This is a genomic window from Ruegeria sp. BF12 (assembly GCF_056538705.1).
In genome coordinates this window covers 166,260-187,459 of record NZ_JBQFTP010000001.1, presented here as the reverse complement: position 1 = coordinate 187,459, position 21,200 = coordinate 166,260, and the positions used below count along the sequence as shown (strand labels likewise).

Genomic DNA, 21,200 nt, shown 5'->3' with positions numbered 1-21,200 from the left:
TCATGCGGACACTAAACCTGGCCCGCGCGTCAAAGGTATGCCGGGCCCGGATGGCCATGCGCTGTCAGGCACATTTCGGCTTTGCGCGGACATAACAAAATCGTGGGGCAGCGTCAAATGAAGACCCCTTAACCTGATGTCACCAATTCCCGCTGCAGAATTTTCGCAACAATTCAGCAGCTTCCGGGAAAGTGTTTCACAATCTTCGCATCCAGATCCAGCGGTCTGTGCCGGATCAGGCCATACTCTTGCAGCCGTGCCCGTACGTCCGGGTCTGCACCGCTGATTTCATCGAAGAATGCGCGCAGGCCGTCTATGCCCTGTTCCGTTTCAATCCAGTTAAGCAGTTCATTTTTGTTCAAACCGCCCAGCTCACGGGGGACATTGGGTGACATACCGGGTTGGTATGAGCCCCGCTCCATCCGGAATTGATAGTGAGCCATCCAATGGTCCCAATCCACGGCGTGGCGATGGCACAACTCCAACCCGGGCAATTCAAATTTGCAGGGCAAAAGCTCTTTGTTTTGAAACAGATTGTGGATACGAAAGTTCAGTCTTTCCAGCCCGGTTCGGACAAACAACTTGCCCTGAACATGGCTGAGAAACCCGCCCAAAACAAATTCCCCATAGTTGGGGTAAAGCGACTGCACAAGCGCCGAGCGGCCCGGGCCGGCTGGGATATGGGCCTTGTACAGGTCGTCTCCGCCGACCATCACTTCCATAGGGCGGACGCGGACAGCTGGGGTATTGGACGGGACGGATTGCAGCAATTCCCGGATGGGTTTTGAGGACGACAGAAATTCGTCAACGTCGATATGGGCCAGCCAATCCAGATCGGTGTTGCGATAGGCAAAAGTCGCATGCAGCGTCTGGCGAACCTGATGCCTTTCCGGCCGGACTCGGTTGCGTTTCTCCCAGAACGCATCATCGCAGATTCGCGCTCTGATCTTCGGGTGTTTGCGAAGCGCTTTGTGAGCTTCCGGGTTGGGCTCGTCCATGTAGATGTACATGTAGTCTACGCCCAGATCGAGGTGATGTGCCGCGAACCTAAGGATGTCCTCGGTGGACCCGCGGACCATGGACACGATCCCCCAAGTCGTCATGCCCGAACCTGCCAAATGACGCTGTGACGACGGGAGTTGCCAAGATAAGCGTCGGGCGATTCGACGCTGAATTCAAACAGTTTTCTCAGATTGCATTGCTCGCGCACAGTGCCTGGAATACGCCCCGAAAGATACAGAGATTCATCACTCATGCGCGTAAGCTTGCACAGGCATTAACGCGTGTGCAATCGGCCATTAGCATCACACCATCATCTCTTTCGTGGCGGTCAGGTTCAGCTCTGGGTAGTCCCGCACAACCCGGTCGATGTCCCATTGCAGGCGCGTCAGATAGACGATGTCGCCATCGTGGTCATGGGCAATGTGCTGCTTGTTGGCGTTGACGAACTTGTCGACCTCGGCCTTGTCACCGCTGACCCAACGGGCAGAGGTGAACTGAGATGCCTCGAACCGCACGGGCAGGCCGTATTCCATCTCGATCCGGCTGGCCAGCACTTCGAACTGCAGCGCGCCAACGACGCCGACGATAAAGCCGGAACCAACGGACGGTTTGAACACCTTGGCCGCGCCTTCTTCGGCGAATTGCATCAGGGCTTTTTCCAGATGCTTGGCCTTCATCGGGTCGCCTGCGCGGACGCCTTGCAGCAGTTCCGGTGCGAAGGACGGGATGCCGGTCACCCGCAGCGCTTCGCCTTCGGTCAGCGTGTCGCCGATGCGCAGCTGGCCGTGGTTGGGGATGCCGATGATGTCGCCGGCCCAGGCCTCTTCGGCTAGTTCGCGGTCGGAGGCGAGGAACAGGACAGGGTTCGAGATTGCCATCGGCTTTTTCGACCGCACATGGGTCAGTTTCATGCCGCGTTTGAAATGGCCCGAGGCCATGCGCACGAAAGCAACTCGGTCGCGGTGCTTGGGGTCCATGTTGGCCTGCACCTTGAACACAAAGCCGGCGACCTTCTTCTCATCGGGCGCGATCTGACGCGGTTCGGCGGATTGGATCTGCGGCTGTGGGCCGTAGGCACCAATGCCCTCCATCAGTTCCTTCACGCCGAACGAGTTGATGGCCGAGCCAAACCAGATCGGAGTCATATGCCCCTCAAGTACCGCCTGCGGATCAAGCTTGGGCAACAACTCGCGCGCCATCTCGACCTCTTCCAGCAGCTTTTCCAGAAGGTGTTCGGGCACATGCTCGGCCAGTTTCGGGTCGTCCAGCCCGTTGATCTCGATGCTTTCGGCGACCTTGTTACGGTCGGCGCGGTCCATCAGTTCCAACCGGTCGCGCAGCATGTCATAGCAGCCGATGAAATCGCGGCCCACACCGATGGGCCACGCTGCGGGGGTCACATCAATGGCCAGCATTTCCTGAATTTCGTCGATAATCTCGAACGTATCGCGGCTTTCGCGGTCCATTTTGTTACAGAAGGTCAGGATCGGCAGGTCGCGCAGGCGGCAGACCTCGAACAACTTCTGCGTCTGGCTTTCCACACCTTTCGCACCGTCGATAACCATGACGGCGGCGTCCACTGCGGTCAGCGTGCGATAGGTATCCTCGGAAAAGTCCGAGTGACCGGGCGTATCCACCAGATTGAACCGGAAGTTGTCATAGTCGAACGACATGGCCGATGCCGAGACCGAGATGCCCCGATCTTTCTCCATCTGCATGAAGTCCGAGCGCGTCCGCCGTGCCTCACCCTTGGCGCGCACCTGACCGGCCATCTGAATCGCGCCCCCGTACAACAGGAACTTTTCAGTCAGCGTCGTCTTGCCCGCATCCGGGTGCGAGATGATGGCGAATGTCCGGCGCCGGGCGATCTCGGGCGGCAATACGGGTTGGTTCGAGGCGGTATCAAGCATGAACGCGCGTATATGCGGGGAAACCTGCCGAGGCAAGACAAAGGGACTGTTCAGAATCGCCCGTATATGGCAATGAGAACGTATAGTGAACAAATGATGGAGGGGTGTGATGAATATTAAAGAAATTGCCGAAGAGCTCGTTGCCGGATGCCGGGAAAACCGGGCGATGGAAAATCTGGACAAGCTTTATGCCGCCGATGCCGTTTCGATCGAATCCGTCGATGCCTTGGGTATTGGTCGCGAGGCTCATGGCCGGGACGCGATCCGCGGTAAGCAGGAATGGTGGAAAAACTCTACCGAAGTTACCGGCGGATCAGTCAGTGATCCGTTACTGCATGGTGACGACCGCTTTGCCGTGATCTTTGAGGTGAAAGGCACAATGAAGGAAAGCGGCGACAGTTTTGATATGCGTGAAGTCGCCGTTTACCACGTCGCGGACGGTAAAATCGTGCGCGAAGAGTTCTTTTACTGATCCATGATCGGCCGCTGGTCTTCCCTGAAAGGCTGGTGCTAGATGTTTCGGCAAAGTCAGGGAGGATCAGATGGATCTTGGGATAAAAGGAAAACGCGCGCTGGTCTGTGCCAGCAGTAAGGGGCTGGGTTTGGGGTGTGCCGAGGCTCTGGCCGCTGCCGGAGTTGATCTGGTGATGAACGCGCGAGGTCCTGAAGCCTTGGAGGCGTCGGCTGAGCGTATTCGCGCGGAACACGGCGTACAGGTCCAGACGGTGGCTTACGATGTGACGTCATCCGAGGGGCAGGCGCAGGTGATCGAAGCGGCGCAGGGCGTTGATATCCTTGTAACAAACGCAGGTGGGCCGCCTCCGGGCCTGTGGTCGGACTGGGATCGCGACGATTTTATCAAGGCGCTGGATTCCAACATGCTGACGCCGATTGCGTTCATGAAGGCACTTCTGCCGGGCATGATGGACAAGGGTTGGGGCCGGGTGGTCAACATCACTTCGCAATCGGTGCGCGCGCCGATCCCGGCGCTGGGACTATCGAATGCAGCTCGTACAGGTCTGACCGGTTACGTTGCCGGAACAGCGCGCCAGGTCGCACCCAAAGGGATAACGATCAACAACCTGCTGCCGGGTATCCACGCCACAGACCGTGCGAACTCGCTGGATGGCGGCGTGGCAAAGGAAAAAGGGATTTCGATTGACGAGGCCCGCGCAGCGCGCGCGGCGACTATCCCCGCGCGTCGGTATGGAACGCGGGACGAGTTTGGTGCAGCTTGTGCGTTCTTGTGCTCGCAACATGCCGGTTTCATCGTTGGGCAGAACATTCTGCTGGATGGCGGCGCCACAAACCTGACGATGTAGAGATGGCTCAGAATTTTTCATTGAAAGACCAGCTGTTTAACGCAGAAAAGACCCGTTATCTGGCCGGACTTTTTGCTGGCGCAGACCCAACCTTTGACGCGGAAGCATTCCAGGCACAGGTCATGTCGCGCCTGCTGGATCTGGAATTGAAAGAGCGTATGGCTTGGATCGCCGAATGTCTGCAAAGCTCAGTGCCCGGAGATTTACCGGCCATCGCCCCGGTCCTGTTGCGCGCGCTGCCTCCTCCACTGGACCCCGAAAAGACGGATGATGACTTCGGTGACTTCATCTTCGCGCCACTGGGGGGTTGGGTCGTGTCCGTTGGGATGGATCATCCGGATCAGTCTTTGGACGTTCTTGCAGAGCTGACTCAGCGGTTTTCGATGGAATGGGCCATTCGTCCATTCCTTAACGCCTATCCCCAACAGGTGTTAGCGCAGATGGAAGATTGGTGTGCGCATGACAGCTATCACGTGCGCCGACTGGTCAGCGAGGGGACACGCCCGCGCTTGCCTTGGGGGCAGGCGGTTGGGTTGGAACTGACGGATCCCTTGCCATTGCTGGACCAACTGCATTCGGATAGTACGCGCTACGTCACGCGGTCGGTGGCGAACCATCTCAATGACATTACCAAAAAGAACCCGGATCTGGTGCTGGATCGTTTGCAAGGCTGGGCACGCTCAGCTCAGCAGGATCAGGCGGAACTGGATTGGATAACTTCGCATACCCTGCGCGGCCTTGTGAAAGCGGGGCATCCGCGAGCGATGGCGATGCTTGGCTTTGACCCGGACGCCGAGATTGCAGTGGATGTGAAGATCAATGGTGAGGCTCGGATTGGCGGCGCACTTGAGTTCGACGTCACGCTAAACGGCGCAGAGGATCACCCTGTTCTTGTCGACTATATTGTTCACTTTCAACGCCCTGGCGGAAAAACTTCGCCTAAAGTTCACAAGCTGAAACAGTCCGAGTTGAAAGACCGAACGCTGACCCTCAGCAAAAAGCACAAGCTGAAGGGTGACGCGACGACGTTCAAACTGGTTCCCGGCGCGCACCGGCTTGAGATCCAGGTGAACGGCAAAGTGCGCGCAGGTGTTGAATTCGATCTGTTGGCCTGACACCAACACTTTCTCACGCTTTCGTCAGAATGTTCGCGCCCGGATTGCACCGGGCGGTGCGGTGCATTAGCTGCTTTGCAGCCACCGGGAAAAAGGAAAACCGCGATGAAGCATGAGGCAGTGCAGAATTACTATGGCGAAGTGCTGCAGGGCAGTGACGACTTGCAGACAAACGCGTGTTGCACACCTGATGACATGCCCGATCACCTCAAAAAGATCCTGTCGAAAGTCCACGATGAAGTGCTGACCCGTTATTATGGCTGCGGCCTGATCGCGCCGCTGGACCTTGAAGGGATGCGTATTCTGGACCTCGGGTGCGGCGCCGGAAGGGACGTTTACGCCCTGTCCGCGATGGTGGGCGAAAAGGGCCGTGTGGTCGGCGTCGACATGACGCCCGAGCAGCTGGATGTCGCCCGTGCTCACCAAGACTATCACGCGCAAGCCTTTGGACATGGCGCGTCAAACGTCGAATTCCACCTCGGCTATATCGAAAAACTGGATGCGCTCGATCTGGAGCCCGGTTCCTTTGATATCATCGTGTCGAACTGCGTCATCAACCTAGCCACTGACAAAGAGGCTGTGTTGCGCGGCGCGCATCGTCTGCTGAAAGACGGCGGCGAGATGTATTTCTCTGACGTCTATGCAGACCGCCGCGTGCCCAAGGAAATGGCCGAGGATGAGGTGCTTTATGGCGAATGCCTCTCAGGGGCGCTGTATTGGAATGACTTCCTGACCATCTCGCGCAAGGCCGGGTTCGGTGACCCGCGTCGAGTGACCCATCGCCCGCTGACCATAGAAAATCCGGTGCTTGAGGAACGGGTGGCACCGTTGAAATTCCTCTCGGCCACGTACCGGTTGTTCAAACTGCCAGAGTTGGAGCCTGCTTGCGAGGACTACGGTCAGGCCGTGATCTACAAGGGCACGATATCGAATGCGCCGCATGTCTTCGAACTGGATGATCACCACGCGATAGAGGCAGGCAAGGTCTTTCCGGTCTGCGGCAACACCTGGATGATGCTGAAAGACACGCGTTTTGCGCGACATTTCGAGCTCATCGGCGATTTCTCGACCCATTACGGAATTTTCGAAGGCTGCGGCGGCGAAAGCCCGTTTGAAGCAATGGGGGAGGCAGCAACCGGCGGGTGCTGCTGATCTCTTGCGCCTGACGGGCGGGGTTGTTATCCCCGCCCAAGCCCGATGGATTTGATCGGGAAAGGCAACGGGGTCCATCGGTGACAGAAAACGCTACTCCTCCTCGACTGGAAATCCGAAATCTGATCGCCCGGTATGAGGGGCGCGTTGTCGTGGATGACGTCTCTCTGACCGTGCAGGCGGGGCAGGTGACGTGCCTGCTGGGGCCTTCTGGCTGCGGTAAGTCCACCACGCTGCGCATGATCGCCGGGGTCGAGATGCAGGAGTCCGGCGAGATCTATGTCGACGGTAAGCTGATCTGCGACACGGTATTCCGCGTGCCACCCGAACGGCGCGAGATTGGCCTGATGTTTCAGGACTTTGCGCTGTTTCCCCATCTGAGCGTTGCCGACAATGTGGCTTTCGGACTGAAAGGGCATCGGGACGAGAAACGTGCCCGCGTTGAAGAACTGCTGAAAAAGGTCGACCTGATGCGGTTCGTCGACAACTTCCCGCATCATCTGTCCGGTGGTGAACAGCAACGTGTTGCACTGGCCCGCGCTTTGGCTCCGCGACCACGGATCATGCTGATGGACGAGCCGTTCTCGGGCCTCGACAACCGTTTGCGGGACGGCATTCGGGATGAGACGCTGGCGATCCTGAAAGAAGAGGATGCCGCCGTCGTACTGGTCACGCATGAGCCGGAAGAGGCGATGCGTATGGCCGACGAAATCGCCCTGATGCGACGCGGCAAGATCGTGCAGCAAGGCGCGCCTTACAACGTTTATACGCGACCGGCAGACAAGGCAGCGGTAGCATTTTTCAGCGATGTCAATGTTTTGCGGGCCAAAGTGAATGGAGCTTTGGCCGAAACCCCTTTTGGGCAATTCCTGGCGCCGGGTGTTCCGGATAACACGGATGTTGAAATCGTCTTTCGTCCTCAGCACGTCCGGTTGGACTTTGACCGCAACGGTAAGGGACCGCTGCCGACGCCCACTGACGGTGTTGCCGCACGTGGTGTTGTCGAACGGGCCCGGTTCCTCGGCAATGAGAGCCTCGTTGAGTTCCGGATGGACCATGACGGCTCGATCCTGAAGGCCACCGTGCCGAATGTTTTTGTTCCAAGTTCGGGGCGGGTTATGTGGCTGACCATCCGCCGCGACAGGTGCTTTGTTTTCCCGAAATAGGGTCTGAAGTCACAGTTTTGACCCAAGTGGTGCGCGAAAGCATCAGATTGCACGTGCCCTTTGCTTGCCGACGCGCGGGGGCGGGTCTATCAAGGTCAAAACGCTGGGGTGATGGGGCATGCGTATTCTTCTGACCAATGACGACGGGATCAATGCACCGGGGCTGATCGCTCTGGAGGCGATTGCCGCCGATGTTGCGGGCCCGGATGGTGAGGTCTGGGTCGTCGCGCCTGCCTTCGAGCAATCCGGCGTTGGTCATTGTATCAGCTACACGCACCCGATGATGGTCGCCAAACTGGGCGAGCGTCGCTATGCCGCCGAAGGTTCGCCCGCCGACTGCGTGTTGGCTGGCCTTCATGACGTGATGAAGGACGCAGCACCCGATCTGGTGTTGTCCGGCGTGAACCGGGGCAATAACTCGGCTGAAAACACCTTGTATTCCGGCACTGTAGGCGGCGCGATGGAGGCGGCTTTGCAGGGCATTCCTGCGATTGCCTTGTCGCAGTACTTTGGCCCACGCAATCTTGGGCTGGACGATCCGTTCGAGACCGCGACTCGCTTCGGTGCGGACCTTGTGCGTCGCATTCTGGATGCAACTCCATCAGAACAAGGCGATTACCGCCTGTTCTACAACGTAAATTTTCCTCCTGTTCCAGCAGATGAAGTGCTGGGTACGCGTATCGCAGCGCAGGGCTATCGGAGGGATACCCGCTTTTCGGTGGAACCGCACAGCTCGCCTTCGGGACGGCGGTTCCTCTGGATCAAGGGCGGGTATCAACACAATCCCACGGCGCCGGGCACTGATGCCGCGGTTAACCTGGAGGGCTATATTTCCGTCACGCCCATGCGCGCCGACCTGACGGCGCATGACGTGCTGGAGAAACTGAAGTCAATCGAATGAGCGGACCAGATCCACAAACTACCATGCAATTCCTCTTTGCCCTGCGGTCGCGCGGGGTAACGGATGCCCGCGTGCTGGCCGCGATGGAGCAGGTCGACCGGGGGTGTTTCGTTAAAGGTTTGTTTGCCGAGCGGGCATATGAGGACACTCCGCTGCCGATTGCCTGTGGCCAGACGATCAGCCAGCCGTCGGTGGTCGGCCTGATGACACAGGCGCTGGACGTGCGCCCGCGGGACACCGTGCTGGAAGTCGGCACGGGCTCGGGCTACCAGGCGGCGATCCTGGCAAAACTGGCGCGCCGGGTTTACACCGTTGAGCGCCATAAGCGTCTGGTGCGCGAAACAGGGCAGTTGTTTCGCGAGATGGGCCTGACCAATGTGACGGCGATGCTGTCAGATGGTTCCTTCGGTTTACCTGAACAAGCGCCGTTTGATCGTATCATCGTGACGGCTGCTGCCGAGGACCCGCCCGGGCCGCTCTTGGCGCAGCTCAAAATCGGCGGTATCATGGTTTTGCCGGTGGGACAGTCGGATGCGGTTCAGACCCTGATCCGGGTCAGGCGCACCGAGACCGGCTTGGACTATGACGAATTGTTACCCGTTCGGTTCGTGCCCCTGCTTGAGGGGCTTGGCAAAGATGGGGCGTAAAGTAATATTTGCGAAATGCGCTGGAACCCCGGACAACAGGGGCAGGTGTTGAGGACAGAAAAATGAGAGCAGTTTCCAAATCAGCAATTGTGGCGGGTGCGGCGTCCTTGGCGTTTCTGGCCGGATGCGAAGGCCCCCTGGACTATGACCTGCGTGGGAATGTCGGTGGGTTCTCCACGGCAGACGCGGCGCTTGCGGCGACTGGAAGCCGGCCCGCACCCGATGCGCGCGGTGTGATCACCTATCCGAATTATCAGGTGGCGGTGGCACGTCGTGGCGATACCGTTAACGATGTCGCGGCACGGGTTGGTCTGCCCGCAGCAGAAGTGGCGCGGTTCAATGGCCTTCAAGCAACAGATCCCTTGCGGGACGGTGAAGTGGTCGCATTGCCGCGTGCAGTCAGCGCAGCCAGTACCGTCGATATCGCGACGATAGCCGGTACCGCGATTGACGAAGCTCCGGCAGATGGGGCGGTGCGTACGTCGACACTGGAGCCCGCGAAACCGGCTGCAGCTCCGGCCCCGACACCCGCTCCGGCGGCAGGACCGGAGCCGATTCGGCACAAGGTCAAGCGCGGTGAGACCGCCTATACGATTGCCCGGTTGTATGACGTGCCGGTAGATGCGCTGGCGGAATGGAACGGGCTGGGTTCGGACTTTACGGTGCGCGAGGGGCAGTTTCTGCTGATCCCGATCAAGAACCAGCCAGCACCACGACAGGCGGCTGCGGTTCCTGCGACCACGATCACGCAACCGGGGCAGGGCTCACCAACGCCGACGCCCCCAAGTGCAACTCAGCCGCTGCCGGATGAGGTCATTGCGCCGGCGACGCCCGCCCCGGATGTGACCGCCGAAGCGCCCACCAACCAAAGCAATTCGGCGCTTGGGATGCCGGCCACCGGAACGATCATTCGGACCTATGACAAAGGCAAGAACGAGGGGATCGATATTGCCGCTGCGCCCGGCAGTCCAGTGAATGCCGCAGCAGCGGGAACTGTCGCCGCAATCACGGCGGACGCTGATCAGGTGCCGATCGTTGTCGTCAAACACAATAGCGATCTGCTGACGGTTTACGCCAATGTCGAGAAAATCACCGTCAAAAAGGGCGACCGTGTAAAACGCGGCCAAAAGATCGCGTCCTTGCGGGGTGGCGACAATGCCTATGTCCACTTTGAGGTGCGCAAAGGGTTCGAATCCGTCGATCCGGAACCTTATCTGCGGTGAAGGTGTAACGGTCAGGCGTGCGGGTCGTAATCGCTTAGGCGTTTGCCCGGTTCGTCTGCAAAAACCTCGGGCAATGGCGAGACGGTTTCGATCAGATCAATACGAAAGACGCGAAACCCCTGGCGCAGTTCGCACCATGATGTCAGCGTCCAGACGCGCCCCCAGTATTCCATATGCAGGGGGCGTACGACCCTGTCGGTCAGAACACCATCAATCCGACGATAAACCAGGCGCAGCTTTTGGCGGGATTTGATGGCGGCGCGGATTGGCGCCATATGGGCCAAACCCCGCGCTGCATCGGCAAATGGGTAAACGGCGAATTTCCAACTGTCCGCTTCGGCCACGACCTGTGTGGGCAGCACGGCGTCGATCTTGTCCGCTAGCGACTCGGCCGCAGCTTTTAAGTCAGGGTCGGCAGCCTCGGCGACGATGGCCATGCCGAGATTCAACGCCTCAAGTTCGGCGGGGGTCAGGTTCAGCGGGGGCAGGGTGATCTGCTCGCGTACCATGTATCCCACGCCGCGTTCGCCCTCGACCGGGACGCCGGAGGCAACCAGCGTATCCATGTCGCGATAGATCGTGCGGACTGACACCTCGAGCCGGTCCGCGATGTCCTGCGCGCGGTGCAGTTTTCCGTCGCGCAGGATCTGGATGATATCGAACAGCCGATCAGTACGGCGCATAGGATGCCCTGCTGGTCATGACGCTCCGATGGTCCAGTGGATCGCATCGTGGCGCATGGTCACGGTGTCGGGCGCAATTGCAGCCATCACGGCTGGGGCGAAATCCTGCTTGGGAAAGGCATCTGCGGCAGCCTGAGCGCAATCCATGTCGGCCCAGATGACAGTGTCGGTCCAAAGCCCGTCCTCACCCGAACTGAGGCGCCGGAAGACAAAGCCATTTGCATTCCGAACAAAGGATTCTGTGCCCTTCATGATGTTCACGAAATCCTCCTCTGTTACATCGGCCGCGAGTTTGAAGGTTACGGTTTCTGCGATTTGTGTCACGTGACGCTCCTGTTTCGTTTGAGACAGGTTCGTATTACGCCTTAGCAACTGACATAAACCTGTCAGTTGGAAAATGCGAGTCTTCAAAAAAAGCGTGATCCGTTCAATTTTGAGGGCGGAACACCACTGATACGCTTTTGCGATGGGCCGCTCGGGCGTAAACACAGACGCAGATCACATTCCCGGCGCAGCGCGCCGACTTCAAAGGAGAAGAGACATGCTCAACAATATCGGCCTTCCCGGTCTTCTGCTGATCGCAGTTGTGGTGCTGGTGCTGTTTGGCCGCGGCAAAATCAGCTCGCTGATGGGCGAAGTGGGCAAGGGCATCACCTCGTTCAAGCGCGGCGTCAAAGAGGGCGCGGACGAACTGGAGCAGGATGCGGCCGAGGTGGCGAAAGACGTCACGCCTGAGACCGACAAAGACAAGGCCTAAGCGCAGATGTTTGATCTGGGCTGGACCGAGCTTCTGGTCATCGGCATTGTTGCCCTGATCGTTGTGGGGCCAAAGGACCTTCCGGTGCTGTTCCGCAATGTCGGCCGGTGGGTCGGCAAGGCCCGCGGCATGGCGCGCGAATTCAGCAGCGCCATGAACGAGGCGGCGGATCAGGCAGGTGTGAACGAGATCAAGAAGGGCCTGAATGCGGCCACCAATCCTGTAAACACCGCCATGGACGGCGTGAAAGAAGCTGCGCAGGAAATGGCCAAGAGCATGGACCCGACCAAGTTCGACCCCGACAGCGAAACCGGCAAACTCGCCGCCGAGCGTGCTGAGCAGGCCAAGAAGATTCAAGCCTCAACCGCCCGGGCCGCCGCTGAACGCAAGGCCAAGGAAGCTGCGGATGCGCTGGCCAAAGCCGAAGAGGCCGAAGCCGCGCTGAAGACTGAAAGCAAGACATGACAAAGACCGACGAGATCGAAGACAGCTCAGCCCCGCTGATCGAGCATCTGGCGGAACTGCGCACGCGGCTTATTCACTGTGTTGTGGCGTTTCTGATCGGGATGGTGATCTGCTTCACCGTCGCGACGCCGCTGTTTAACTTCCTGACAAACCCCTTGTGTGAGGTGCTCGCCGAGCGCGGGCAGGATTGTGGGCTGATCTTCATTTCACCGCAGGAAGGCTTCTTTGTTGCCATCAAGGTCTCGCTTCTGGGCGGTTTCATTCTGGCGTTCCCGTATATCGGGATGCAGATGTGGCGGTTCGTGGCACCGGGCCTGTACCGGTCGGAAAAGAACGCGTTCCTGCCGTTCATGATCGCATCTCCCTTCATGTTCCTGCTGGGCGCAAGCTTTGCCTTCTACGTCGTGACGCCGCTGGCTTATGACTTCTTCCTTGGCTTCCAGCAATTCGGGGCCGAAGGTGAGGCCGTGACCGAAGGTGCAACCGCCGCACCACTGAGCGTCGTATTTCAGGGATCCGCACAGGAATACCTGAACCTGACGATCAAGTTCATCGTCGCCTTTGGTCTGTGTTTCCAATTGCCCGTTCTCTTGACCCTGATGGGCAAGGCGGGGCTGGTCACGGCAGAGGGTCTGGGATCGGTACGGAAATACGCCGTTGTCGCCATTCTGGTGCTGGCCGCACTGGTGACACCGCCGGACGTGATCACTCAGGTCATCCTGTTCGTCGTCGTCTACGGCCTGTACGAGATTTCGATCTTCCTGGTCGCACGGGTCGAGAAGAAGCGGGAAGAACAGTTGCGTGCAGACGGCTATTACGACGACGAAGAAGAAGCCGACGAAGAAATAGTTCGGGAAGAAGAAGGCAAGTAACCTTCTCTGCTGATTACAATCAGGCGCGTCCCCCGGGGCGCGCCTTTTTTGTGCAGAGCTCTTGTTGCGCACGCCTGAACGTGGTTTGAAACCCGCAAGACGGACCGGAGGAGCCTATGGACGACCAAGCCCTGAACCGCATCGCTGACGCGCTGGAGCGTATGGCACCGGCCCCGCTGGCCGCGCCTGATTTCGGGGCCGCCCCGGCGTTCGTCTGGCACGTTGAGCCAGACAGGCTGGAACCGGTCGCGCAGGTCAATCGCGTCGATCTGGATCTGCTGGTGGGCATCAACCGCTCTCGTGATACGCTGCTGGATAACACACGGCGATTTGCGGCCGGGTTCAAAGCCAACAATGCGTTGCTGTGGGGCGCTAGGGGTATGGGTAAGTCCAGCCTTGTCAAAGCGGTCCATGGCACTTTGCAGGCGGATTTTCCGGACCTCAAACTGGTGGAACTTCAGCGCGAGGATATGGGCTCGGTCGCGCGCCTGCTGAACCATCTGCGGGCGGCTTCGCACCGTTTCATCCTGTTCTGCGATGACCTGTCGTTCAGCCATGATGACCAGCATTACAAATCTCTCAAGGCGGTGCTGGATGGAGGCATCGAGGGCCGGCCCGAGAACGTCGTCTTTTACGCCACCTCAAACCGGCGTCACCTGATGCCGCGGGACATGATCGAAAACGAACGCTCCAGCGCCATCAACCCGTCCGAGGCGGTGGAAGAGAAAGTTTCGCTATCAGATCGGTTCGGCTTGTGGCTGGGCTTCCACCCCTGCGATCAGGACGAATACCTGGCGATGATCGATCGGTATTGCGCAGCTTACGGTGTCACTGTCGACGCAGACACGCTGCGCGCTGAGGCCATCGAATGGCAGGCCACGCGCGGCGCGCGCTCAGGTCGTGTGGCCTGGCAGTTCTTTGTGGATCTTGCGGGGCGCAACGGCGTCCATATCGCCTGATCCGGGCTTCATCTGGCCAAAAATACCTCCGCCGAAGGCATGGCCTAAAGGGCCATTCCTACAACAGCGCCAGAATCCGTGCGGCTTCGTCCGCAGTGCTCGTCAAGGCATCGCGATCCTCACCGGGATGGAAACGGGCGCGCACGGCGGTCGGCATCGGTGCTGGTTCCACGATCGAAACACGCGGGCCGGTGCGCTCGGTTTCGGCGGCCCAACTGCGCGCGAGCGCCAGCTGTGCACCTTTAGTGGCGCCATAGATGCCATAGAATTTCTCGCCCGCCTTGGGGTCGTCGAAAAATACGGCATGTCCGTTCTCGCCCAACAACGGCGCGATATAGGGGATCAGGACCGACGTTGCCGTCGCATTGATATTGACCGCCTTTGTCCATTCTTTGGGATCCACGAAATGCGCAGGCGTCAGGGCCGAGGTGTGGACGGCGGTATGCATCCAAAGATCCACCTTGCCCCAACGGTCATGGATGCCCCGGCACAGCGTTGCCATGGCATTCGGGTCCGCGATGTCCATTGGGGCCAGAGTGGCCGCGCCACCTTTGGCGTTGATGCGGTCGTCCAGTTCTTCCAGCCCACCGGTGGTGCGGGCAACTGCGACGATGTGGTAGTCGGGTGCCAAAGCTTCGGCGAGGGCTGCACCCAAACCGCGCGAGGCCCCGGTGATGAGGGCAATTTTGGTCTGATCGGTCATAACAGCGGTTTGAACCCCTGCGCGCAGGGCGTCAAGGCAGATTAACTACCGGGAATGACGATCCGCGTGGTCCGGCCGCTTTGTCGCAGCATGACGCCTTCAGCATCGATGGCAACCACGGTGCCCGAGGAGACACGGCTGCCCAGCTTGACCTCTTTGACCCGGCCGGAGGACGTGCGCATTAGGGCGCGCATGTCCGCTTTGGGGCCGAAGACGCCCAGGACGGAAACGGAATTCTTCTTCAACGCGCCCTTCTGCGTGGCCGCGCTTTTGACGGTGGCGTTCGACATGATTTCCGGCCCGGCCACAATGGCCCGACCCCTTGTTTTCAGAGTGGTTTGGTCACGGGCTATCAAACCAGACCCCGGAACAAAAGAGGTGTCAATGGAGGCACGGTGCCACCGTTTAACGGCTTTGCAGAAGCCCTTGCGATTGCGTTTCCTTCATCGAAAAGTTGTGCGCGGAAAAGGACCTATCAGGCTCGAATACCGGATAAAGCAAGGCCCGTTTCGCGTTAACGAGACGGGCCCAAAGTAATTTTGATTCGGTGCTGTACTTACAGCCCGGACTTAGCCGGACACCAGCTTTGCAGCGTTCCAGGATCCCCCCGGAACCTGCATGTCCTGCTTCTTTTTGCTGACCCGGCTGCTGTTTTCGAGACTGTCCAAATAGTCTTCACTTACGCTTCCGGTGATATAGTCGCCGTCAAAGCACGAACAATCGAAGGCTTCGATCTCGGGGTTACCTTCCTTTGCCGCCCAGATCAGGTCATCGAGATTCTGATAGAACAGTGCGTCCGCGCCCAGTTCCTCGCGAATTTCTTCGATGTCCTTACCGTTGGCAATTAGTTCATGCTTGGTCGGCATGTCGATCCCGTAGACGTTTGGGAATTTCACTGGCGGCGAGGCACTGGCGACGAACACCTTCTTGGCACCGGCTTCGCGGCACATCTGCACGATCTTCTTGATCGTGTTGCCCCGCACGATCGAGTCGTCGATCAGCAGCACGTTATGGCCTTCGAACTCCAGCGGAACAGCGTTCAGCTTACGGCGTACGGATTTCTGCCGCTCTTCCTGACCGGGCATGATGAAGGTACGGCCGACATAGCGGTTTTTGACCAGACCCTCACGATAGGGGATTCCGGTGGCCTTCGCGACTTCAAGTGCCACAGGGCGCGCACTATCGGGCACGGGGATGATACGGTCGATCTCAAGACCTGCGTCCTCGATCTGACGCGCCAGCGTCTGGCCCATACGCATCTGGGTCTTGTAAACCGAGACACCGTCCAGCAGCGAATCTGGGCGGGCGAGGTAAACATACTCGAAGATACACGGAGTCAGCTTCCCTACGACCGCCTGGAACGAGTGCATATTGCCGTCCAGATCGATCAGGATCGCCTCACCGGGCTTCACATCACGCAGCTTTTCAAAGCCGTTGATGCCGAATGCCACATCTTCGGATGCAAAGGCATAGTCGTCGCCTACTCCGTCGACATCGCGCTTGGCGACCGACAGGGGGCGGATGCCATAGGGGTCGCGGAAGGCCAGCATGCCGACGCCTGCCACCAGACAGATTACCGAATAAGCGCCTTGAACTCGCTCCATCGTCATCTTCACACCGGCAAAGATGTTACGGATCGGCTCGGCGTTGCCGTTGACCTTGATTGCATCGGCAACCTTGTCGGCCAGTACGTTCAGCAGGATTTCCGAATCCGACGTGGTGCGCAGATGGCGGCTGTATTTGGCCGTCACTTTTTCGCGCTGCTCGGCCGTGTTGGTGATGTTGCCGTTGTGAACCAGATAGATGCCATAGGGCGCGTTTACGAAAAACGGTTGTGCCTCTGCCGCGCTGAGCGATCCGGCAGTCGGGTAGCGCACATGCCCCATACCGACTTGTCCCAGCAGGGTCTCGGCGTCGTTGGCGTTGAAAACGTCCTTGACCAGCCCGTTCGCCTTTTTCTCGCGAAAGAACTCGCCGTTATAGGTGACGATCCCCGAGGCATCCTGGCCCCGGTGCTGCAGCATCAGCAGCCCGTCATAGATTTCCGCAAAGACATCATGTGTCCTGCTTGCGATCCCCAAAATGCCACACATGTACGGGCTCCAATTTCTACGACGTATTGACGTTGATTAGCGTTGCGGGTCGGAAAATCTGCACGGTGCGATCTGTAGGTTTTGTCGCCCTGCGAATGGGCGGTGCAAACGCGCCAGCGTCACGAGGGCGAGCGCGAAAGAAAACAGATACAGCAAGATCGGCAGCTCCGATTCCATGTCAGTTCGGCACTCACATAATGCCTAACCGCGTCTGTGTCATCAAAGGATCACATTTGCGATTTGACGCATGCATATTTTGCTAAACGACACATGAAAAGGTGACACATTCACATGCATGTGATGTCATAACGAAAGTAGCAAGTTTTGCGGCATTGGCAGAGTTTCGATTGGACGACAGACATGTGGCAGCACAAGCAAGGAACAAAGAAGAAAGAGCCGGCTAAGCGCCGGTGTCATCGATGCCGTGGTATGGGACGCGCACCCTGTCAGATTTGCAACGGGTCGGGCGAAGTCATCAAAACCCGCGATATCTATGGGAAGCCGATACCTAGCCGCTGCGATGGGTGTTTCGGCTTAAAAACGATCAGATGCACGGTTTGCGCAGGCGAGGGTTTCGTCTGAAAACGGCCTGTCGCACTGGAAAAAGAAAGCCCGGCTTGTTCCGGGCTCTTTTTTATTCGGTGGTGGTGGGGGCTGTCAGCTCTTCCGACGGTGCGGAACTTTCGTTGCAGCTTGCGACCAGTTCTTCGTACTGGCGGGTTACCCAGCCAAGTGCGGCTTCGGGGTTCTGCTCTTCGATCTTGTCGCTGAATTGCTCAAACACCTTGGCCGAGCGGCTTTCGTCGACAATCGTGTAAGACTGACCTGTCATGACCGTGTCGTAGACAAAGAAAGCGATGGCAACCAGCAGGATGCCGCGTGCAATGCCAAAGAAAAAGCCCAATGCCTGATCAAGCCCGCCCAATGCGGAACGCTGAACAATGGAAGAGAACAAGGGCGTGAAGATGCTGACGATAATCAACGCAATGGCAAACACCGCTGCAAAGCCCGTGATCACGGACAATTCACAGCTGTCGCGCAGGAAATCACCGACCACCGGGATTTCTTTGACCAAAGGCACCGCCTGCGGTGCGAAAATAAAGGCCAAAACTGCCGCAGCGACCCAGCCTGCAATGGCCAGAACCTCACGCAGGAAGCCGCGTGAATAGGCCAGAATGCCTGACACGACGATGATCAGGGCGACCACCCCGTCAATAATTGTAAAACCTTCCATGGCCCTCGCCTGTTCTTTTTCTGCCCCTCAAGGCGCAACTTTAACCTGCTCCGAAGGTTTCGCCAACAAACCCCACCAAGTCAGAGGGTCGGGTGAGTGTCAGACCTGCCACAGTGCCGGTTTTGCCACCGGCCGGAGCTATGGCCGATGTGAAACCAAGTTTTTGGGCTTCTTTCAACCTGTTTTCGGTCTGCGGGGCCGGTCTAAGTGCTCCTGATAGCGAGATTTCTCCGAAAACAACGGTGTCGGCGGGCAGGGCGGTGTCTTCACGAGCGCTGAGTAACGCAGCGGCAACAGCCAGATCAGCGGCAGGCTCGCCGATTTTTAGACCGCCGGCGACGTTGAGGTAGACGTCGAGCCCGGCAAAAGGGATGCCGCAGCGCGCTTCAAGCACTGCGAGGATCATCGCCAAACGGCCGCTATCCCAGCCGACGACCGTGCGGCGCGGCTGGGAATGCGGGGAAGGGGCCACCAGAGCCTGCAGCTCGACCAGAACAGGGCGGGTGCCCTCGATTCCGGCAAACACGGCCGATCCCGGGCTCGGCGTGCCACGCTCGGACAGGAACAGGGCCGAAGGGTTGGTGACTTGGGCCAGACCTTTGCCGGTCATCTCGAACACACCGATTTCGTCTGCTGGACCAAAGCGATTTTTGACGGCGCGCAAGATGCGGAATTGATGTCCGCGTTCGCCTTCAAAATAAAGAACGGTATCGACCATGTGTTCGACCACACGGGGACCCGCAATTTGACCTTCCTTGGTAACGTGACCGACCATAATGACGGAAACGCCATGTCGTTTCGCAAACGTGGTCAATTCATGCGCAGCGGCCCGTACTTGTGATACTGAACCCGGTGCGCTGTCGACATTGTCGGCCCACATGGTCTGAATCGAATCGATAATAGCGAGCCCCGGCTTTTCGGCCTCAAGCGTCGTCAGAATGTCGCGCAGGTTGGTTTCAGCCGCGAGTTGTACCGGCGCGTCCTCCAACCCCAGACGCCGCGCGCGCATACGGACCTGTGCGCTGGCTTCTTCGCCAGACACGTAGACGGTTTTTACGCCTGCACGCGCAAACCGAGCTGCGGCCTGTAACAGCAACGTCGATTTGCCAATGCCCGGGTCTCCTCCGACCAGCAGGGCCGAAGCCGGGACCAGACCGCCACCCAAAACGCGGTCCAGCTCTTCTACGCCGCACAAAGTGCGAGGTGGTGGTGTTTCCTCGGTCGAAAGGTCCGTGAGTGCAATGGACTGGCCGCGTTTGCCACCGAGGGATTTCTTAGCTGGACCAGCCGAAAGGGGTACGTCCTGGACGATGGTGTTCCATTCACCGCACCCGTCGCAGCGCCCGGACCAACGGGTATGGGTCGCGCCACAGGCCGAGCAGGAAAAAGAAGTCGTTTTTGCCATGCGGCCCTTGGTGCCCGAGGTTGAGCGGTTCTTCAAGCCCTTGCGGGCTTTCCTCACCGCCGGTGGGGTGCCGTGTCCTCAGGCCCGATGGGCCATCGTCCACGGCGGGCGCTGAGGCGCCTACTCCGCAGCGCGGGGCGGCGACATTGCTATGACGCTCGACTTCTTGGATTCCCGTTCGCCCGAAGCCGATTGTAGCTGTGCCGACAATTCGGGCAGCAGTTCGAACAATTCGTCCCGCAGGCGCGCCAATTGCGACTTGGCAATGGATTCTTCCATCTCAATATCATGGGTCCATTGGCGCAATTCATGCTGGATGACCTGCGCTTCTTCGATCCGCTTCTGGAAAAGTTCGATCTCTTCCTGCCGCTGTTGTAGGAACATGCGGGCGCGGTTCACGCGGGCATCGCCATAGGTTTCTGCCAGTTCGTGGCTGATATGGCTCATTTGCGCGGCCAGTTCGAGAATCTGCGGCTCGAGCGATTGCAGGTCGGGGTGGTGGCGCAGGAAGGCCATTCTTTCCTTAACCGCATCAAACTCGGAGGACATCGTGAATGTATCACCGCGATCAGCAGCATGGGCCAGCTGATAAGCCTGTGAAATGTCATGCATGTTGAGTGCGAATTTCCGATGAGAGTTTTCCAGAGACATCATGCGGGCATTTGCAGGAAGGTAAAACGCCAGCATGAGAATCAGTACCGTCAGGCCGATCTGGATATACATCCCGGCGTCCACGACGGGGCCAGTGCCGAATCCGGCTTGCATTGAGAGCCAGGGTAAGACGCCCAAAGCGGCTAAAAAGCATGCGCCAACCGAGAATATCGCCGCTGTGCATATCAGGAAAAAAGTCAGCTTTAAAAAGGCATTCTGAAATTGCAATGTGATGTTGTGAAGGGCTGTCATGATAGACGAACTCCTTTAGGAACCGGAACCAACCAGCCCAAAGCGGAGAACAACTAAAGCACACAGATTGATCCGCTAAGGACCGAAACTACAAATTTTCACTGCTCGAAATATAAAGATGATACTCAGATTAACGTTTTCAATCAATTACGTCTGAGGATTTCGTGAACTGCGTGTCATTTCGGTAATGTGGCCCAATGCGAGTGAGGCCAGAATGCAGGCTGTGAACAGGTAAAGGCCCCACGCAGTTTCGATGGTCGCATAGGAGATTCCCTTGGCCAAAGTGATGTAGAGCGCGATCAGGAAAATGTCGGCCATGGCCAGTTTTCCGAGGATGTTCAGCGCAGGTTGCACACGCGGGTCCAGCAGGTCCCATTGGATCAGGGCGGTGCCGATGGTTTTGATGTACGGCGCGAAGAGGGCGAAGATGGTGACGATCAACGCCAGAAAGACGTCCGACTTCCACAGGGATTGCAGGCCGGTGACGACGCTGATCTCGCTCAGGCCGAAAATCGGCAGCAGACCCGCGCGCATCAGCGGGGCGAACCACGCGATGGGGTAGAGGATCAGGAGGGAGAGGGTGGCGAGGCGGAGGGTCATGTTTGCAGATCTAGGCACTCACGCCTTTGACGGAAAGCACAATACCTACAAGAAAAACAAAAAATATCGCGCCGACGAGGAGGTCCGA

The 21,200-nt window shown here is 58.4% G+C and carries 23 protein-coding genes; 12 read left to right on the top strand and 11 right to left on the bottom strand.

Annotated elements, in window-relative coordinates:
• Positions 1–173: 173 nt before the first annotated feature.
• A complete protein-coding gene (locus tag ACR0J0_RS00920) occupies positions 174–1,079 on the bottom strand; it encodes a glycosyltransferase family 2 protein (RefSeq protein WP_480660562.1) in 906 nt (301 codons plus the stop codon).
• Between the two features lie 225 nt (positions 1,080–1,304).
• Positions 1,305–2,912 (bottom strand): peptide chain release factor 3, encoded by a 1,608-nt coding sequence (locus ACR0J0_RS00915; RefSeq protein WP_480660560.1) that lies wholly within the window; start codon positions 2,910–2,912, stop codon positions 1,305–1,307.
• A 109-nt stretch (positions 2,913–3,021) separates the two neighbouring features.
• Between ACR0J0_RS00915 and ACR0J0_RS00910 the strand changes: the two genes are divergently transcribed.
• The 8 genes from ACR0J0_RS00910 to ACR0J0_RS00875 all read left to right on the top strand — a co-directional run bounded on the left by ACR0J0_RS00910 (position 3,022) and on the right by ACR0J0_RS00875 (position 10,438).
• The gene (locus tag ACR0J0_RS00910; RefSeq protein ID WP_480660558.1) at positions 3,022–3,384 is read left to right on the top strand and encodes a SnoaL-like domain-containing protein; all 363 of its coding nucleotides are present in this window, start codon (positions 3,022–3,024) and stop codon (positions 3,382–3,384) included.
• A gap of 70 nt (positions 3,385–3,454) precedes the next feature.
• Complete coding sequence (locus tag ACR0J0_RS00905; protein ID WP_480660556.1) at positions 3,455–4,234, top strand: SDR family oxidoreductase; 780 nt, start codon at positions 3,455–3,457, stop codon at positions 4,232–4,234.
• 2 nt (positions 4,235–4,236) lie between these two features.
• Positions 4,237–5,349 carry a DNA alkylation repair protein gene (locus ACR0J0_RS00900; RefSeq protein WP_480660554.1) on the top strand — a complete coding sequence of 371 codons (1,113 nt, stop codon included), beginning with the start codon at positions 4,237–4,239 and terminating at the stop codon, positions 5,347–5,349.
• 105 nt (positions 5,350–5,454) lie between these two features.
• A complete protein-coding gene (locus ACR0J0_RS00895; RefSeq protein WP_480660552.1) occupies positions 5,455–6,501 on the top strand; it encodes a methyltransferase domain-containing protein in 1,047 nt (348 codons plus the stop codon).
• Between the two features lie 80 nt (positions 6,502–6,581).
• Positions 6,582–7,667, top strand: coding sequence for an ABC transporter ATP-binding protein (locus ACR0J0_RS00890; protein WP_480660550.1), 1,086 nt, complete (start codon positions 6,582–6,584; stop codon positions 7,665–7,667).
• A gap of 118 nt (positions 7,668–7,785) precedes the next feature.
• Positions 7,786–8,568: a 5'/3'-nucleotidase SurE gene (gene surE, locus ACR0J0_RS00885; protein ID WP_480660548.1), complete on the top strand. Its 783-nt coding sequence runs from the start codon at positions 7,786–7,788 to the stop codon at positions 8,566–8,568.
• Positions 8,565–9,215: a protein-L-isoaspartate(D-aspartate) O-methyltransferase gene (locus ACR0J0_RS00880; RefSeq protein ID WP_480660547.1), complete on the top strand. Its 651-nt coding sequence runs from the start codon at positions 8,565–8,567 to the stop codon at positions 9,213–9,215. The genes surE and ACR0J0_RS00880 overlap by 4 nt, the downstream gene beginning before the upstream one ends.
• Before the next feature lie 62 nt (positions 9,216–9,277).
• Positions 9,278–10,438: a peptidoglycan DD-metalloendopeptidase family protein gene (locus ACR0J0_RS00875; RefSeq protein ID WP_480660545.1), complete on the top strand. Its 1,161-nt coding sequence runs from the start codon at positions 9,278–9,280 to the stop codon at positions 10,436–10,438.
• Between the two features lie 11 nt (positions 10,439–10,449).
• On the opposite strand, the gene ACR0J0_RS00870 is transcribed toward ACR0J0_RS00875, so the two are convergent.
• Both ACR0J0_RS00870 and ACR0J0_RS00865 read right to left on the bottom strand, forming a co-directional pair.
• Positions 10,450–11,121 carry a helix-turn-helix transcriptional regulator gene (locus tag ACR0J0_RS00870; protein ID WP_480660543.1) on the bottom strand — a complete coding sequence of 224 codons (672 nt, stop codon included), beginning with the start codon at positions 11,119–11,121 and terminating at the stop codon, positions 10,450–10,452.
• 15 nt (positions 11,122–11,136) lie between these two features.
• A complete protein-coding gene (locus tag ACR0J0_RS00865; protein ID WP_480660541.1) occupies positions 11,137–11,445 on the bottom strand; it encodes a hypothetical protein in 309 nt (102 codons plus the stop codon).
• A gap of 217 nt (positions 11,446–11,662) precedes the next feature.
• On the opposite strand from ACR0J0_RS00865, the gene ACR0J0_RS00860 reads away from it, so the two are divergent.
• From ACR0J0_RS00860 to ACR0J0_RS00845, 4 genes are all read left to right on the top strand, one after another.
• A complete protein-coding gene (locus tag ACR0J0_RS00860; RefSeq protein WP_170325152.1) occupies positions 11,663–11,878 on the top strand; it encodes a twin-arginine translocase TatA/TatE family subunit in 216 nt (71 codons plus the stop codon).
• A gap of 6 nt (positions 11,879–11,884) precedes the next feature.
• Positions 11,885–12,343 (top strand): Sec-independent protein translocase protein TatB, encoded by a 459-nt coding sequence (gene tatB, locus ACR0J0_RS00855; protein WP_480660539.1) that lies wholly within the window; start codon positions 11,885–11,887, stop codon positions 12,341–12,343.
• Positions 12,340–13,215: a twin-arginine translocase subunit TatC gene (gene tatC, locus ACR0J0_RS00850; protein ID WP_480660537.1), complete on the top strand. Its 876-nt coding sequence runs from the start codon at positions 12,340–12,342 to the stop codon at positions 13,213–13,215. The genes tatB and tatC overlap by 4 nt, the downstream gene beginning before the upstream one ends.
• A 116-nt stretch (positions 13,216–13,331) precedes the next feature.
• A complete protein-coding gene (locus tag ACR0J0_RS00845; RefSeq protein ID WP_480660535.1) occupies positions 13,332–14,174 on the top strand; it encodes an ATP-binding protein in 843 nt (280 codons plus the stop codon).
• A 58-nt stretch (positions 14,175–14,232) separates the two neighbouring features.
• Here the strand turns inward: ACR0J0_RS00845 and ACR0J0_RS00840 are convergent, their stop codons facing one another.
• From ACR0J0_RS00840 to ACR0J0_RS00810, 7 genes are all read right to left on the bottom strand, one after another.
• Entirely contained in the window at positions 14,233–14,877 is a 645-nt protein-coding gene (locus ACR0J0_RS00840) for an SDR family NAD(P)-dependent oxidoreductase (protein ID WP_480660533.1), read from the bottom strand.
• Positions 14,878–14,918: 41 nt separating this feature from the next.
• Complete coding sequence (locus ACR0J0_RS00835; RefSeq protein ID WP_480660531.1) at positions 14,919–15,233, bottom strand: hypothetical protein; 315 nt, start codon at positions 15,231–15,233, stop codon at positions 14,919–14,921.
• Positions 15,234–15,446: 213 nt separating this feature from the next.
• The gene (gene purF, locus ACR0J0_RS00830; RefSeq protein ID WP_480660529.1) at positions 15,447–16,970 is read right to left on the bottom strand and encodes an amidophosphoribosyltransferase; all 1,524 of its coding nucleotides are present in this window, start codon (positions 16,968–16,970) and stop codon (positions 15,447–15,449) included.
• A 634-nt stretch (positions 16,971–17,604) separates the two neighbouring features.
• Positions 17,605–18,204 (bottom strand): CvpA family protein, encoded by a 600-nt coding sequence (locus tag ACR0J0_RS00825; protein ID WP_480660527.1) that lies wholly within the window; start codon positions 18,202–18,204, stop codon positions 17,605–17,607.
• Positions 18,205–18,244: 40 nt separating this feature from the next.
• Positions 18,245–19,609 carry a DNA repair protein RadA gene (gene radA / locus ACR0J0_RS00820; RefSeq protein WP_480661200.1) on the bottom strand — a complete coding sequence of 455 codons (1,365 nt, stop codon included), beginning with the start codon at positions 19,607–19,609 and terminating at the stop codon, positions 18,245–18,247.
• 120 nt (positions 19,610–19,729) lie between these two features.
• A complete protein-coding gene (locus ACR0J0_RS00815; protein ID WP_480660525.1) occupies positions 19,730–20,512 on the bottom strand; it encodes a DNA repair protein in 783 nt (260 codons plus the stop codon).
• A 147-nt stretch (positions 20,513–20,659) separates the two neighbouring features.
• Positions 20,660–21,112 carry a paraquat-inducible protein A gene (locus ACR0J0_RS00810; protein ID WP_480660523.1) on the bottom strand — a complete coding sequence of 151 codons (453 nt, stop codon included), beginning with the start codon at positions 21,110–21,112 and terminating at the stop codon, positions 20,660–20,662.
• Positions 21,113–21,200: the final 88 nt, after the last annotated feature.